The sequence below is a fragment of the Candidatus Micrarchaeia archaeon genome (genome assembly GCA_041650355.1).
Lineage (GTDB): Archaea > Micrarchaeota > Micrarchaeia > Anstonellales > Bilamarchaeaceae > JAHJBR01.
In genome coordinates this window covers 1-13,644 of the sequence record JBAZLI010000018.1, presented here as the reverse complement: position 1 = coordinate 13,644, position 13,644 = coordinate 1, and the positions used below count along the sequence as shown (strand labels likewise).

General features: G+C 52.9%; 14 protein-coding genes. 9 read left to right on the top strand and 5 right to left on the bottom strand.

Annotated features, from left to right (window positions below; genetic code table 11):
- The coding region (locus tag WC488_02150; protein MFA5077205.1) for a hypothetical protein at positions 1 to 2,931 on the bottom strand (2,931 nt) is incomplete at its 3' end.
- A gap of 15 nt (positions 2,932 to 2,946) precedes the next feature.
- Positions 2,947 to 4,326: a hypothetical protein gene (locus WC488_02145; GenBank protein ID MFA5077204.1), complete on the bottom strand. Its 1,380-nt coding sequence runs from the start codon at positions 4,324 to 4,326 to the stop codon at positions 2,947 to 2,949.
- 233 nt (positions 4,327 to 4,559) lie between these two features.
- Here WC488_02145 and WC488_02140 point away from each other — a divergent pair, with 233 nt between their 5' ends.
- The 3 genes from WC488_02140 to WC488_02130 are packed head-to-tail and all read left to right on the top strand — an operon-like array spanning position 4,560 to position 6,268.
- The gene (locus tag WC488_02140) at positions 4,560 to 5,054 is read left to right on the top strand and encodes a hypothetical protein (GenBank protein ID MFA5077203.1); all 495 of its coding nucleotides are present in this window, start codon (positions 4,560 to 4,562) and stop codon (positions 5,052 to 5,054) included.
- A gap of 4 nt (positions 5,055 to 5,058) precedes the next feature.
- A complete protein-coding gene (locus tag WC488_02135; protein ID MFA5077202.1) occupies positions 5,059 to 5,535 on the top strand; it encodes a hypothetical protein in 477 nt (158 codons plus the stop codon).
- Positions 5,536 to 5,539: 4 nt separating this feature from the next.
- A complete protein-coding gene (locus tag WC488_02130; GenBank protein MFA5077201.1) occupies positions 5,540 to 6,268 on the top strand; it encodes an ATPase domain-containing protein in 729 nt (242 codons plus the stop codon).
- A gap of 234 nt (positions 6,269 to 6,502) precedes the next feature.
- On the opposite strand, the gene WC488_02125 is transcribed toward WC488_02130, so the two are convergent.
- Both WC488_02125 and WC488_02120 read right to left on the bottom strand, forming a co-directional pair.
- Positions 6,503 to 7,639, bottom strand: coding sequence for a tryptophan--tRNA ligase (locus WC488_02125; protein MFA5077200.1), 1,137 nt, complete (start codon positions 7,637 to 7,639; stop codon positions 6,503 to 6,505).
- Between the two features lie 24 nt (positions 7,640 to 7,663).
- Positions 7,664 to 8,251 (bottom strand): hypothetical protein, encoded by a 588-nt coding sequence (locus tag WC488_02120; protein ID MFA5077199.1) that lies wholly within the window; start codon positions 8,249 to 8,251, stop codon positions 7,664 to 7,666.
- Between the two features lie 86 nt (positions 8,252 to 8,337).
- On the opposite strand from WC488_02120, the gene WC488_02115 reads away from it, so the two are divergent.
- The 6 genes from WC488_02115 to pyrF all read left to right on the top strand — a co-directional run bounded on the left by WC488_02115 (position 8,338) and on the right by pyrF (position 13,127).
- Positions 8,338 to 9,240 (top strand): NAD-dependent epimerase/dehydratase family protein, encoded by a 903-nt coding sequence (locus WC488_02115; GenBank protein ID MFA5077198.1) that lies wholly within the window; start codon positions 8,338 to 8,340, stop codon positions 9,238 to 9,240.
- Between the two features lie 337 nt (positions 9,241 to 9,577).
- Positions 9,578 to 10,240, top strand: a complete 663-nt coding sequence (locus tag WC488_02110; GenBank protein ID MFA5077197.1) for a hypothetical protein — start codon at positions 9,578 to 9,580, stop codon at positions 10,238 to 10,240.
- A gap of 46 nt (positions 10,241 to 10,286) precedes the next feature.
- The gene (locus WC488_02105) at positions 10,287 to 11,069 is read left to right on the top strand and encodes a geranylgeranylglyceryl/heptaprenylglyceryl phosphate synthase (GenBank protein MFA5077196.1); all 783 of its coding nucleotides are present in this window, start codon (positions 10,287 to 10,289) and stop codon (positions 11,067 to 11,069) included.
- Between the two features lie 7 nt (positions 11,070 to 11,076).
- Positions 11,077 to 11,646 carry a hypothetical protein gene (locus WC488_02100; protein ID MFA5077195.1) on the top strand — a complete coding sequence of 190 codons (570 nt, stop codon included), beginning with the start codon at positions 11,077 to 11,079 and terminating at the stop codon, positions 11,644 to 11,646.
- A 31-nt stretch (positions 11,647 to 11,677) separates the two neighbouring features.
- Complete coding sequence (gene pyrE / locus WC488_02095; protein ID MFA5077194.1) at positions 11,678 to 12,346, top strand: orotate phosphoribosyltransferase; 669 nt, start codon at positions 11,678 to 11,680, stop codon at positions 12,344 to 12,346.
- Positions 12,339 to 13,127: an orotidine-5'-phosphate decarboxylase gene (gene pyrF / locus WC488_02090; GenBank protein ID MFA5077193.1), complete on the top strand. Its 789-nt coding sequence runs from the start codon at positions 12,339 to 12,341 to the stop codon at positions 13,125 to 13,127. The genes pyrE and pyrF overlap by 8 nt, the downstream gene beginning before the upstream one ends.
- Positions 13,128 to 13,132: 5 nt before the next feature.
- On the opposite strand, the gene WC488_02085 is transcribed toward pyrF, so the two are convergent.
- A partial coding sequence (locus WC488_02085) for a hypothetical protein (GenBank protein MFA5077192.1) occupies positions 13,133 to 13,644 on the bottom strand: 512 nt, incomplete at its 5' end.

The following is a 13,644-nucleotide window of genomic DNA, read 5'->3' as shown; positions in this document are numbered from 1 at the left end:
GTCCGGCCCCTTCGCTATCACGCTCATCATGGTGGAAGCGCCGCTCACCGCGTCAATCTCCCAAGTCCCGTCTTTCTTGGGCATTATGAGCCTCATCGCCCCCCTGAATTTCTTGTCCGTCACCGTCTGCAATTGGTCTATGGCGTAGTTGATGGACCTGAGGTCGTTCTCGACTTCGTAGGTGTTCCTTCCCTTCCTGGTAACGAGCTCGTTCCTCCTGGTGAGTAGTTCGTTGTAAGTTACAAGATACTCGTCCATGTAGAGGAAATTCGCATTCTGGGCCCTGCTGAACCACGCGACGTCCCCCTGCATTCCGCCGCTGGTCTTGAATCCGGCTATCACGCGCCCTTCCTGCTCGCCTCCGTGCCTCTTTATGTAATCCAGAAGCATGTACGCATTCCCGGAATCTATCCCGCCCGCGAGCAACGTATCCAGATGCTTCACGCCCATAGCGGAAATTGAAGTTTTCCCCCCGAACCTCTGCCTGTAATCCACTGCGTAAACTCCCTTTCCCTGCGCGTCCTTTCCTGCGCCCGCGCTGAGCCTCATGTTCGTTGCCTCCACGAGAAGCCCGAGCTGCTTCGCGCCTTCCTTGTCCAGGTACGCCCTGGCTCCAAGGTTGTATCCGCTGGAATATGCGGCCACAGCCGCGTATTGGTTCCGGCTCTTGAGTGCCGCGAGTCCCACACTGTCCATCTTGTACCCGATTACGAGCCCCTTCACGTTCCCGCCGCTGAACAACAGCCTAGAATCAATTTTGTTGTCCAGGTACGCGCCGAAAATCTGGTACACCCGCTCCGGGCTCATCGCGCCCAGCTCCTGCTCCATCTGCCTGTCGAATTCCATCCGCACGTATTTGTTTCCTTTCCTCTGCCACAACGTGACTCCGTACTTGTTCGTTTCCTCGTTGAGCTCCAGGCACGCGAACTGCTCCACATCCCCGACCTTGGAATCGAAATAGCCTTTTATGTACTTGAAGCCCTCGGTGCTTGCCGAGCCAACAAGCTCGTACTCGTTGTTCCTTCCGAACTTGTATATCCCGCTTCCGGACGCGCCGCCAGTGAACCTGGTCTCGGAACCGAGCCCGCTCATGGACATCCAATAAGCTTTCCTCGCAGTGGGCCCCCATTCAGTCCATTCCAGGTACGCGTCCCCGCTCATCGTCGCATCGCTCCCGGACTGGTGCACGCGCGTGTATGTCCCGTGGCCGTTGAGCGCGTACCTGTACATCTCGCTCGGTATGGCTTCGTAAACGTTCAATCTGTCCAGGAACATCTGGAACAACCCCAGGTCCAGGGCAATTCCAAGCGATATGCTCGGCCTCTGCATCTGCATCCTGCTCAGCTCGTTCTTGGCCATCAGGCGCCTGAACCACATGACCAGCTCCTCGGCTCCAGGATTTTTCACTCCCTCGATGTCAAGCATCTTTCTCCAGTCATTCACCAGCGTAGGGGGCCACAGAGTCAGGAACTGCTTTATCTCCCGCTCGGTTATCTCCACCGGCGTGTACTGGTCGAAATCCTCGGGCTTTATGTAATCCTCATATTGATTCGGCCGCCTGGAAGTCTCGGTCCTCTCCGGATTCTTCAGCGTGGCCCTTATCATCCTCGCGAGGAACATGTTGTTCGCGTGCTCCACCGCGCTCAGCATCTTTTCCCCCTGCATTGCGAGCTTGCGTTCCCTGTTCCATCCCGCGTCCCTCACGAAATTGTCGCCCCAGAAGCTCACAAGGGAAACCGTGTCGGTTATCTTTTTCCAGTCAGTATTGGAAGGCAGTATGGATGGAAGTAGGTCCCAGTAAAGCGTGAACTCGAGCTGTGTAGTGGTGCCCTTGGTTCTTATGTACTCCTTGAAAGGCGTCACGTCGCCCATCAGCCGCACCATGTTCGGATACGTCTTTATCAGGAAAGCGTACCTCCCGAAAACGTCCAGCGAGTCCAGCCCGCTCAGATTCTCGCTCCTGGCCTTCCCGGCAGTCCTCACGCCAATGTATTCCTCCAGGTTCTTAGCATATGCTTCATTAGACTTAGAAGTTATGCCCTTTTCCCCCACGATCATTTCCTTGTATAATTCATACTCTTTTCCATTGCCTTCATATTGCCTACTCTCGCGTTTCTGCCTGCTTATCACGCCCATCTTTTCCGCGATAGCCCCGACATCCCCGTACCTTCGGGCAATCACGAAGCTCAGCATGGCCTTTTTCGCCGGCCCGGTCCCAACATAATCATCCATTAGCTTCACGACCTTCTGCGTATCATCTGTCCTGTACGCAGAGCTCATCTGTTCCGCAAGCTCCATCGCCTTCCGCATGTCCTCAAACGGAACGCTCGACAGGTTGTTCATCATATAGAGGAAAGCGTCGTCCTTCGGAACGTTCTCCAGCCCTCCGCCGTATGTCTTCAGGCTTCCGAAAATGCTCGCCGCATAATACGAAGCGGTGAGCTTGAACCCCAAATTTTGCAGCTTCGCGCGCATTTTCTCTTCAGTATCTGCGCCAGCGAAATACTTGGCGAGTTCACCTGCGGCCTGCGTGTTCTGCGGTATCATCAATTTATCAAGGCACAGGAACGCGTACCTGAGCTGCTGCATCTCGGTTTCGTTTGCAGTCTCGGACTTCCTGAACTTCGCATCTTCAAAGTACTCCCTGAATAGCACGTCGAAAATTTCCAATTTCTGCTGCGCCCCGAACGTTTCAACATTTACCGCAGTGAGCAGCAGCCTCTTGACATTCACGAGGTTTATCCGGTCCTCTTGTGCCGCGCTCACCGTGAGCCGGTCGAGATTCGCCATAGCGGCATCTATTTTCGCGTTCACGACCTCTTTGTTTTCCCCTTTCACGAGCGCCTGCCTCACCGGCTCTAGGACTTCCCTTAGCTGTGCATTAGTCACGGTTGTTCCAGTCGTTTCAGCCTTTTTCGTAACATTCACCATAAAATCCACCTTCTATTATTCGATAACCGCCTCGATGTACGCTTTTTTATCGTTATCGAAATTCCTTATGTAATTCTGGATGCTTCCCTCCGACAGATACACGTCATTGACGAGAATGTCCAGATTCTCGAGCACCTTCGCCCTCTTCTCGGCCGGCAGTTTGTTGAAATAATTCAAGAACCCTCTCGTTCCCTCAGCTTTCAATTCCTCATCTTTCATTCCTATCAGCGCGTTGAGCATCTTTTTCGCAATCTCGCCCAATCGTGTGCTGATTTCCGGAATCCCTTCAACATTGAGTCCGAAGTCTTCGAGTGGTGCGAGCGCATCCTCGGCCGCGCTGCCTTCAAGCGTGTTCCTCACCTGGGCTGGAGATTGCGCAGGCTGCTCCGCGGCCTTCTGCACAGTTGCCTGCGCAGGAGTTTCAGTTTTCTCCGCAGTTTTAGCGCCGCCCAAAAACTCGGGTTTTGTTTTCGCTTTCGGCATTTCCTCCAAGTCCGCCTCTTGGATTTCCACTGGTTTCGGCCTCGCAGCGGTTTCAGCATTCGCGCTCTTTCCTTCGTTGGTCTGAGTCAAGTAGAAATAGGGCAAAGGCTCCTTCTTCTTCCCGGAAATGAACGGCGGTTTTTCCTTCGCCTTCCTGACCGCGTCCATGTCGAAATAGAATTTCTCTTCCTCAAGCTTCGGCAGTTTCACCTCCGGGGCCTTTTCCATGTCAAAAACCGGAACTTTAACTGCCTTTAGGTTTGCCCTGAAGCCCATTTCCTCCGGTTTTCCCTTCTTCAGCGCCTCGCTCCACTTCGCGCGTTCCGTTTTCGTCTGCAGAAAACCCCGCGTGGCTGGCTCCCTAGGCTCCTCGGTCCCCTCTGGGGTTGGTTTTTCGAATTTCAACGGTTCGGAGTCTACCCGTGCAGGCACAACATCCGCAGTTTTGCTTTCAGGTTTGGCCTCCTCTCTAGGCCTTGAAAAAGGATGCATCGAGCGGTATTCATTAATCCACAGGGCCACTGGGTTGGTGGCGGTTATGTTCGCTTTTTTTCCGCCTCCTAGTTCAACCGTGGTGCCGGCCACATAAGTCCCGATATTATCCAAAGTATCGTTTCCCAGGCATTTTTTCGCTATCCCAGTTACGATTTTCTTCCCGTACGTTCCAGCGCCCCAGAGCTTGAGCATCAGCTCGACCTGGTCCAAAACGTATTTTACCTCCCCATTTGCGAATTTGTAGTCCTTGCCCTGCAAGAGCTTCGCCAGTTCGTCCCATCCGTATTTGTTCTTCCCATCCGGTTTCTCAAGAACTTTCTGCAGGTTCCTCATGCTGTACGCGAGTTCGCTTTCTCCTATGATATCCTGCTCGTACGTACTTCCTTTCGGAGTTCTTACGGTTTGGGTGGGGGACATGATTTCACCGGATGCATGGGCAATTTAGCCACGCATAAACACATTTACTAACATATTTTATGCCGCTAAATCAATATAAGCTTTACCTATTTAAAACATTTGGAATTCAATCCCCGTATACCAGATGAAGTTTCGGGATATGAATTCCAAAAATGTCAACTGCCGCTGATGGCGGATTGCCCTTGGGAGCTAGGTGCAGGATGCAGGCAGTTTGGCATACTTCCGTTGATTTCATGAGATACGCTATCCCGTTGATTCTCGCATTCCTCATTTTTTCCGGCTGTTTCGACCTCCGGCCTACGCCCCTGAACGAGACCGGGTTCCTCCCTCCTATTCCGGACAACACAGCGCAAAACACCCCGCCCCAGGCTTCACCAGGCCCGCTTTCGTGCAACATGAGCGCGAACAACTCTGAAATACAGATATGGATGGACGGCGCGAACGTGCGCAGCGACTATTTCAGCCCGGAGCTCAACAAAACCATAGTGACGATAGTAAGGGGAAGCGATTACTATGTTTCCGGAACTGCTTTCTCTAGCAGCTGCGCCTGGCTCTACATAAACACCAGTGCGTTTAAAAGCCAGAACTACGAAAATAATTCAGCCGCGCTGCCTGGCTTCGGGATGCCCGAGCTAAGGAGTTGCGCTCCCGGAACTTTCGGGCCCGAAATATTCGAAACGAACGGCAGTGTGTGCGATTTCATGGAAGCGATGAACATTACAGGGTGAATGCATGGTGGACATTGACAAGCTCACTAAGGAAACAATATCCAAGGGCGGCCTCCTCGCGGTGCTCTACTTCGACATGAGCGCACAGAGCAAGGACGGTTTGCAGCAGCTCGGCGCGGCGCTCGTGCAGAAGATACTCGAAACTCCGGGAGTCGTTTATGCGATGGGCGAGATAGAGGAGCCCATTGAGAACGAGGGGCTTTTCTCCTGCCCGGTGGAGGTGAAGGTGCTCACAAGGAGCCTCGCCTCACTCGCGAAGATTTGCGGCAACCACGCCCCTTTCTCGGTGGAGCTCAAAAGGCCCGATGAAATAAAGCTCACGGTAGATCAGGCCCACGACCTCCTGATGGGAATCTCGCTCAACAACTACGAGCTCAAGAAGCTCATACTCGAGAAGGTCTACAAGGGCGAACAGCTCCTGCAGTTCAGGAAGCAAGTCCAGAACAGGATGGAACTCAGCAAGAAGGTGCTGGAAGGGTGAGCGCATGAAAAGGGAAGTCGTGAAATCTGGGATAGAAGGGCTCGACAGCATGCTCGAGGGAGGTTTCACAAAAGGCTCCATAACCACTCTTTCAGGCCCGACCGGCTGCGGAAAAAGCACGTTGGCGATGCAGTTCCTTATAAACGGGGCGGAAAAATTCAGCGAGCCCGGGATATACATAGCGCTCGAGGAAACCAAAAGCTCCACCTACTCGAACATGTCCAGCTACAGGTGGAACATCTCCAAGCTCGAAGGCGAGAAGAAGCTGCTTTTCCTGGATTACCCGATAGAAGAGGTGGACCAGTTCCTGTTCAGCAACAGCGCCATAGAGGAGCTCGTGTCCACGATGGACATAGAGCGCGCGGTGATAGACTCCGTGATGCCCATAGCGCTCCTGTTCCAGAACGACGACGAGAGAAAGAAGGGTTTCCTCAAGCTGATAGCCAACCTGAGGAAATGGGGCACCACCACGCTCATAGTTTCCGAGGACACGCCAGCAACAACGCAGGACGTGCTCCCCCGCACGAAATACGGAATAGAGAGCCTGAGCGACGGCTGGATGCACATGTACTACCTTTACGACGATACCGGGAGCAGGAAGCGCGCCCTTGAAGTGCTGAAGATGAAAGGGGTCCCGCACATGAGCCGAATCGTCCCTCTGGAGATAAATGAGGGTGGAATTTCGCTGGACATGACGGGCGTGAAGGAGAAAAAACCCAAGTCCCAGTTCTGATTTTCAAAACTGCTTTTTCCACATCTCATTTAAGGGGTAAATTCCGAAATTCGCTTCCCCTTAAAAACCCCTCTCGCGTCACATGCCCAAACCAGTAGCGCGGTGCAGGCAAGCTGCACTCGCGCTAGCCGTCAAATCCAAGGGATTTGCTCTTGCTGTTTCGTGCCCGTTTCGCGTAGAAATCAAATCTTTGTTTGCCTAGTGAGCTGGCTACCCCCCAAATCTATTCAATAATTAGAACTGCTTTTTCCACATCTCCTTTGCCAATTTCCCGTCGTACATGAACTCGCGCACGAGCTCCTTCGCCCTTTCCCGCTTCTCGCGGTGCGAAACAAGGAATCTGTCTATTTTCTCAATCAGAATCTGCTTCATCTCCCCGCTCAGCATCTTCCCCGAAACGTAATCCTCCCTGATTTTTTTCAGCTTCGCGCCGTCCGGCTCGAAGAATATGCTCAGCCACTGGAACGAAACGTCTATGTCCGGGTTCCCGCCCAGCTTCCTGTGCTCCTCCACGTTCGCCTTCCCTCCTGAAAACGCGTATTTGTTTATCTTGCTCTTCACTGTTTTCCCGTCGTCTGAAAGCCATATCGCGGTATCAGCGACGCTCGAACTCATCTTCCCCTCCACTCCAGTGAGCGGAGGAAGGAACTTGCTGTGTATCGCCGCAGTCTTGTAATACCCCAAGCCCTCCGCCACATCCCTCTGTATCCTCCAATACGGGTCCTGGTCTATCGCGGCCGGAATGAGGCATCTCTTTTTCTCGAAGAACGTGGGCACCACCTGGTAAGCAGGATAAAAGCTTATCCCGATGTTGGTGGACTCGTTGAACCCGAAGACCGCGCGCGCGGTGCTGAACGTGGTTTTCTTCGCGACTTTCAGCAGCAGCGGATAAACATTTTTGATGTATTCGGAATCCTTGAAAATGAAAGTTTTTCCCGGGTCCAGTCCTACGGCGATTATGTCAATTATGTTCTCCAGCGAGTATCTCTGCGTGTCCTCCCATTTCATTTCCTGCTTCACCAGGAACTTCTCGTCATCCGTAATCTCGATATACAAATTGACTCCGAACCTGTCCTGGAGCCATTTCGTGAACACGAGCGGGATGAGGTGCCCGATGTGCATCGGCCCGCTCGGCCCCCTGCCAGTATAGAGGAAAAAGCCCTTCTTCTTTCCGTAATCGTTGAGCACCAAATCCAGGTCCCGGTGCGAGAAAAAATAGTCCCGTTCCAGCATCGGATGAAGTTCGCCAGCGTCGCTTTCCAGCCTCTTCCTGAGCGCCCCGTCTATTCTCTTCGTCCCGAATTGCTGAATCAGCTTGTCGTAATCAATCGCGCCGCTGACGTCCCATGGTGTGACCGTGAATTCTGCCATGCCCAGCTTGCTCGGATTAAAGTTTTAATCCTTGCCTTGATTCTTGAGCGTCGCCTCAAGCTTTTCCAGCCCTGCGGAAACCCCGCGCACAAGCCTCTGGAGCGGGCTGAGGAATTTGCACAAACAATATATTTCCGCGGCTATGGCGGCCCCTTTCAGCACCATAAGCTCTGCGCTCCCGGATGCAAGCAACTCTGAAAAATTGGTTCCCATGTACGCATCAACTGCCTTGGGGAAAAGCATCGCGCCGGCTACAGCCAGGCCCGTAACTCCCACCGCCCATTGGGAAATGCGGTCCAAGAGCAGCTTTCTATTGGCAAGCGCGTTCATCTTATTTCCTTCCTCCACCAGCCTGGAAAGTGATTCCGCTTCCGTAGGAATCAAACCATTCGTTGCTGCGGTTCTGCATAGTGCTGTTACGTTTTTGCAATAGTTTTCATACTGCGCACTCGTGTTGTTCCGTTGACCTTTGAATTTTTCAGGCAATTCGTCCGCCCGTTCCTTCAACCTTTCGAATTGTTTGGCTGATTTAGCATACCTCTTTTTCCGTTGCTCGTCAGGCGTAAGGGAGCGTGTCTTACCAAGCTGCAGAATGACCCTGATTTTAACCATGATACCACCCGAAATCACAACACACTAATATTCTTTATACAACTATATTTTTAACCCTTTTTAATCCTTCCCGCACCTATAATTTCATGCGCATAATGATAACCGGCGCGAGCGGAAAGCTCGGCCAGGAAGTATCACTGCTGTTGCCCGAAGCCACAGCGCTTGTCAGAAAACCGACCGGGACGCAGTTCCCCAAGGAATTGGCAGTGGATTTCGAGAATTCTGAAAGCCTGAGGTCCGCGCTCTCAGACTGCGACGTGCTCATCCATCTCGCGGGCTCCATGAATTTCCAAAGCAGGAAGGAGCTTTACGAGAGCAACGTCCTGCTCACCAAAAGAATCCTCTCAGCGCTCCCCAAAAAAACAAAAGTGGTATACGCTTCCTCTATTTCAGTCTACGGGAAGGACCTCCTTGGGCGGACCGACGAGAGCACCGTCCCGAACCCGGACACCCCATACGCCAAAACCAAGCACGAAGCCGAGAAAATGGTGATGGGGCGCAGCAATTCAATCTCCCTGCGGATAGGGACTATGTACGGCCCGCAATACGAGGATTACGCGCGCATACTTAAGATGGTGAAAAAGGGCAGGATGTTCGTAATCGGAGAAGGGATAAACCCGGTTTCGTTCGTGCACGTCGAAGACGTCGCAAAGGCGGTAGCCGCTTCCATTTCCGCAAAACCAGGGGTTTACGTGCTCGCGGGCGAAAGCGTCCCGCAGGAGCGCATATATGAAATAGCGGCGAAAATCCTGCGCGTTCCGCCTCCAAAAAGGAGAATCCCGCTTTCCCTGGCGCTGCTTTTCGCGAAGCTGGAGGAAATGCGCGCCTCGCTCTCCGGAAGGAAACCCATCATCACTCCGGAGCACGTGAACATCCTGGCCAAGCCCCGCCTTTTCAACTGCTCCAAAGCGAAAAAAGAGCTGGGCTTCGAACCGCGTCCGCTCGAAGAAGGGATAAAAGAGCTGGCGAAATCCTCGGGCCTGCTCTAAGTTGTAGAAAATGTGAAAAAGTAAACATTTTTATTCCTCGGCGCACATACTATTAACCATGAAACCAGTTGTAGCGCCAGCTCCGGGGCCAGTAACAGCGCGAACTCCGAAAACGAAGGAAAGGTCCAAGTTCCGCGTTTCGCTCACGCCAATCCCTAAAAGTCCCAGTAAAAAACCACCCCTCACAGAGCCAAAGGTAGAAAATTTCCGTGTCGGCCCCAGCGAAAAGCCGCCCCTCCCAGAGAAAGAGGTACTAGAATTGTGCCGGTCATGCCTCAATAACCCAAGAATAGCTGGCGGCACGCTGAAGCAAAGATCCCTGGTTCGCGGTCATCCGATGGGGCATTCTGGCCGCAACAAAATTGAGGACGTTCCGCTTTCTGAAATCATTCGCCAAAAGAGAAAAATAGACCCCAATGCGCTCAAATATTTAGCGGCTGGACTTACAGCCAAAGATGTAGAAGTGCACGCCGGCGCCCTCAATGGACTCTGCTGGTTTCTTAACTGGGTAGAAGTGCCGTTTGCGATTTCGCTGTTGTCTGCCGCGCTCAGAAACGACCCCGTAAAAAAAATCCGTCTCTTTTCAGCCGAGATTTTGTACGGGCTTCTCAAGCAGAAGGAAGTGCCATTGGCCATTTCGTGTTTATCTAAGGACGTCCCTACGGAGGAAATCCGCCTGCAGTCCATAAAGACGCTACGCAGGCGTCTCAGGCAGAAGGAAGTGCCGTTCGAGATTTCGCTTTTATCCGCCGCGCTCAGAAACGACCCTTCGGAGAAAGTTCGCCTGCGCTCGATTGAGATTCTGTGCGAGCTTGCCGAATTGCCGAAGCGGAGCGACCTCCAGTCCGCAGTTGCTTCGTTGGCCAAAGCCACTTTCGACCCTTCAAATACAGTGGTCCTGAAGGCCAGAAATGCGCTCCTTTCCATGCAAAAGCAGGGATATGGCATGGAACTTGCGAAACGCGTAATTGACTTGATGCGCGAATCCCGGCAGCGGTAGGTATTTATTACCTTTTTTCGAACCTCTTCTAGGACAGGGTGGGAAAATGGATTGTTTGCTCATGGGAAAAATAGAGAAATACATATGCGACGAGCTTGGGCGGAAGAAAGGCCTTTTGTTCGCCGTGATAGACCCGCTGGATTACAAGGATTTGGATTCAGCGGTGAAATCCGCAAAAAATGCAAACGAAGGCGGCGCGGACATAATCCTGGTTGGCGGAAGCACCGGGGTGCAGGGCGAGCTTCTTGATACGGTCACGAAAAGGATAAAGGAGGATGTGAACGTTCCAGTCGTGCTTTTCCCGGGCAACATAGGCACCGTGACGAAATACGCGGACGCGCTCTACTTCATGTCCATGCTCAACTCCAAAAACACGTATTGGATTACGCGCGCGCAGATGCTCGCTGCCCCTACCGTTAAGCAATACGGTATAGAGCCGCTCCCAGTAGGATACATCGTGGTGGAGCCCGGAGGCACAGTGGGCTGGGTTGGGGAGGCAAACCTCATTCCCAGGGATAAGCCAAAACTCGCGGCCGCGATGGCGCTCGGGGCGCAATACATGGGCTTCAGATTCATAATCACCGATGCAGGAAGCAATCCGGCTTCAGGCCACATCCCCCTTGAGATGGTGAAAGCCGTTTCCTCGGTCCTTGAGGTTCCGTACGTTGTCGCAGGCGGGATAAAAACCCCTGAGCAGGCGAAAAACGTGCTCAAGTCCGGCGCGGACATAATACAGGTCGGCACGGCGTTCGAGGAGAGTGCGAGCGTGCAGAAAGTCAGGGAAATGGTGAAGGCAGTGCGCGAAGGCGCGAAGCTCAGGACTAAATAGTGGTGCGATGCCTGGAGAACAACTTGAAACTGATGTGAAACAGCACCTGATTTACATTAAATCCCTCCGCATATTCCCCCGCTCTGAAGCCCGCGCGCTCGTGGAAGAATGGCTCCAGGAGAGGGAATTCGCGAAACCCCGCAACTCGATGCTTGAATTTCTCGGATTAGACCATGCGATGTCCCACGAAGACATGCTCTCACGTTTGGAGCAGGCGGTTTATCCTGTTTCCCGCGTGCCTATAAAAACAGAAGACCATCTCAACTACCTGTCTTCACTGCGCATATTCGACAAAGTTGGCGACGAGGATTGGGCGCGAGTAAGGAAGCAGAGCTGCATACAGGCCTGGCTGAATTTTACCGGATTGAGTTCGCACGGGCGCAAGGTTGAAGAGAGCGTGAAAAAGGCGCTCGGCCTTGGTGAACTGAATTCGGAAAGCGTAGGGAGAATGCTGCAGGAAGCTGCGGAAAAAGGCGTAAGCTGGAGGCATGAATCCAGGGAAAAAGGAACGCGGGAAAACCGCCTGCCGCGTTTTTTGGGCGGAAGGAAAACCAATAAAAGCCGGCGCGACGTTTAATATTCCTGATTGCAAATCCAGTGGTGAAAAAATGAACAGAAAATTCATAGAATTCCTGGTTAAGAACGATGTCCTGAAATTCGGGGATTTCACATTGAAAAGCGGGAGAAAAAGCCCCTACTTCATCAACATGGGCATGCTCAATTCCGGAAAAACCAGCTACGAGCTAGGGGTATTTTTCGCGCAGAAGATGAAAAAGGAGCTGGGCGACGATTTCGACACGGTTTACGGCCCCGCGTACAAGGGAATCCCGCTCGCGGTTTCCGTGAGCATCGGCATGCACAAGAAGCTGAAGATGGAAAAGACTTGGCTTTTTGACCGAAAAGAGATGAAGGAGCACGGGGACAAGAGCGCCTTTGTGGGCGACGGCCCGCGCGAACTCCAAAAGCTGGTGATGGTGGACGACGTGATGACCACCGGAGGGACGAAAGAGGAAGCGATTGCGAAGCTCAAATCCGCAGCGAACGTCCAGCTCAAGGGAATATTCATCGCAGTGGACCGCGAGGAAAAAGGAAAAGAGAAAAACGCGATAAAGGAATTTGAGGAGCTCACCGGTGTAAAGGTCTATGCCATAGAAAAAATATCCTCGGTTTTCAAATACCTGCACAACCGCGAGATAAACGGAAAAATGCACGTGGACGACGCGCTTTTCGCCTCTTTCAGGGAATACCAAAAGCAATACGGTGCCAGATATGTTTGAGACGCTTGAACTGAACGGGAGAAAAAAAGGAACGCTGCTCTGCTTCGGAATCGACCCGGTTCTTGAGAAGATGAAATGCGAAGGCGGGGACGCGAAGGAGAAGATAGAGAATTACTATTTCCCGATAGCTGATTTGCTTCTTGCGGAAAATCAAATCGTTTCCATAAAGCCCAATTACGCGTATTTCGCGCAATACGGGTTCGAAGGGCTCCACGCCCTCAAATCAATAATCGAACGCTACAAGGGGAAATTGGAGATAATTTTAGACGCCAAGCGCGGGGACATAGGGAAAAGCTCCGAGGCGTACGCGAAAGAGGCCTTTGATTTCTGGAACGCGGACGCGCTCACGGTTTCCCCGTATATGGGCTCGGATTCCATAAAACCCTTCCTGCGAGAGGGAAAACCCATTTACGTGCTGTGCAGGACAAGCAATCCAGGCGCAGCCGATTTCCAGGAAAAGGGCAGCCCGCAGCTTTACGAGCTGGTCGCGCAAAAAGCCCTTGAATGGAAAACCGGCCTGGTTGTGGGCGCAACCAGCGATTCCATAAAGAAAATCTCATCAATAACCAAAGGGCAAATCCCGTTCCTGATTCCAGGGATAGGCGCCCAAGGGGGGGATTTGGAAAGCGTGCTTGCCGCAATAAAACAAAGGCCGCACATTCACAGGATAAACGCCTCCTCATCAATCGCGTTCGCATGGGAAAAGGGCAAATCCGCACCTGAAAAAGCAGCTCTGGAAGAAGCAAAAAAACTCAATTCGCAGATTGGAAAAATTTTGTGAGATTGTCACTCAGGCTTCCGTTCCGCCGCGCCGCTCTCATTTTCGCGCTCCTCCATTTCCCCTCTGAACATAGCCAGCCCGAACAGGGCTGCCCATCCTGCCCCTGAAACCAGCGCGGCCGCGAAGTAAAGGAGCGCGAAGCGCGCGATTATGCCCCTCGCCCATTCGCTCACTGCGCGTGCCGCATCTGAAACCGCTATTTCCGCGAATTGCGCGTATTCCTCCGGGACCTGGGAGAGCCCTGAAACCACTTCAGGATTCTGCCTCACGCTGCTTTCCACCGCCGAAGGCGCGGCAAGCCAGCAGAGAACCAGAATTGCGGCCAGCGCGGCACAGCAGGCGCATGCGCACAACAGGAGCGTCCGCGCCGCGCGCCCGGCGCTCCCTTCGCCCACAAGGGTGAAAATGCACGCAATCGCTAAGGAAACCACTGAAGCGAAAATGAAAACCGGCATGTACACGCTGGTGTACGGCTCCACGTACTTCGCCCTTATTTTGGAAAACACATCCGCGCTCA